The organism is Pseudomonas sp. PGPPP1 (assembly GCF_002255865.1).
GTDB lineage: Bacteria > Pseudomonadota > Gammaproteobacteria > Pseudomonadales > Pseudomonadaceae > Aquipseudomonas > Aquipseudomonas cremoris.
Genome location: NZ_NKIG01000083.1, coordinates 1 through 1,155 on the forward strand (window position 1 = coordinate 1; position 1,155 = coordinate 1,155).

General features: G+C 55.8%; 2 protein-coding genes. Both read right to left on the reverse strand.

What is annotated here, in order from left to right; all coding sequences use genetic code 11:
* Positions 1–79: 79 nt before the first annotated feature.
* Positions 80–421 (reverse strand): cytochrome o ubiquinol oxidase subunit IV, encoded by a 342-nt coding sequence (cyoD, locus tag CFE47_RS31205; RefSeq protein WP_010206434.1) that lies wholly within the window; start codon positions 419–421, stop codon positions 80–82.
* Positions 421–1,047, reverse strand: coding sequence for a cytochrome o ubiquinol oxidase subunit III (locus tag CFE47_RS31210; RefSeq protein ID WP_010206435.1), 627 nt, complete (start codon positions 1,045–1,047; stop codon positions 421–423). The genes cyoD and CFE47_RS31210 overlap by 1 nt, the downstream gene beginning before the upstream one ends.
* Between the last annotated feature and the right edge of the window lie 108 nt (positions 1,048–1,155).

Here is a 1,155-nt window from a genome sequence, read left to right on the forward strand (position 1 = left end):
GCCACAGAAAGCACGTTACCGAAAATGATCCCCGGTTTGGTGATTTGGATAAAGTGCTTAAGCGACATCGGGTCTTACCTCACTTCGCCATCATGAACGTATGGATGCTGAACATGATCCATATCGACAGGCCAACCAGCAGCAGGATTACGAGGCCTGCGAACACGAACGCAATCACGTTATCGCGCTGCTCTTTCGAGCGATCCAGGTGCAGGAAGTACACCAGGTGAACCAGAACCTGAATCACCGCGAATGCCAGCACGATCATCAAGGTGATCGACTTTGGCAGGGTCGGGTACATCACCAGACCAAACGGGATGAGCGTCAGGATTACCGACAGGATGAAGCCGATGGCGTACGACTTAACGCTGCCGTGGCTCGCATCATGGCTGTCATGGTCATGGGAGTGTGCATTAGCCATTACAGAGTCCCCATCAGGTAAACAACGGTGAAGACGCAGATCCAGACCACGTCCAGGAAGTGCCAGAACAGGCTCAGGCAGCTCAGGCGAGTCTTGTTGGTGTTGGTCAGGCCGTGTTTATTGACCTGATACATCATCACCGCCATCCACAGCAGGCCGGCAGTTACGTGCAGACCGTGGGTGCCTACCAGCGTGAAGAACGCGGACAGGAAGCCGGAACGGTGCGGGCCGTAGCCTTCGGAGATCAGCAGGTGGAACTCGTTGATCTCCATACCGATGAAGCCCAGGCCGAACAGGAAGGTCAGTGCCAACCAGCTCAGTACGCCTTTCTTGTTGCCCTTGTAGAAGGCCAACATGGCGAAGCCGTAGGTGATCGAACTGAACAACAGCAAGGCGGTTTCGCCGAGCACGTAAGGCAGTTCGAAGATGTCGTGGCCCGACGGGCCACCCGCTACGTTGTTTACCAGTACCGCGTACACCGCGAAGATCGACGCAAACAAGATGCAGTCGGTCATCAGGTAGAGCCAGAAACCGAAAACGGTCATCGGCCCCGAGTCGTGGTGATGGTCATCGTGCCCATGGTCATCGACATGGGCGTGTCCAGCATTGGTCACTAAGTTCGACATGGTTTAAGCCTGTTCCAACGAGGTTTCTACACGGTTGGCCGGGATTTTCTTCTCGGCGACCAGGCGAGCGTGCTGCTCGGCTTCGATGCGCTCGATCGTTTCGACCGG

Bases quoted from the DNA above. Each gene is read 5' to 3' on its own strand.
- CFE47_RS31210 (WP_010206435.1), bottom strand. From the start codon at position 1,047: ATGTCGAACTTAGTGACCAATGCTGGACACGCCCATGTCGATGACCAT.
- cyoD (WP_010206434.1), bottom strand. From the start codon at position 421: ATGGCTAATGCACACTCCCATGACCATGACAGCCATGATGCGAGCCAC.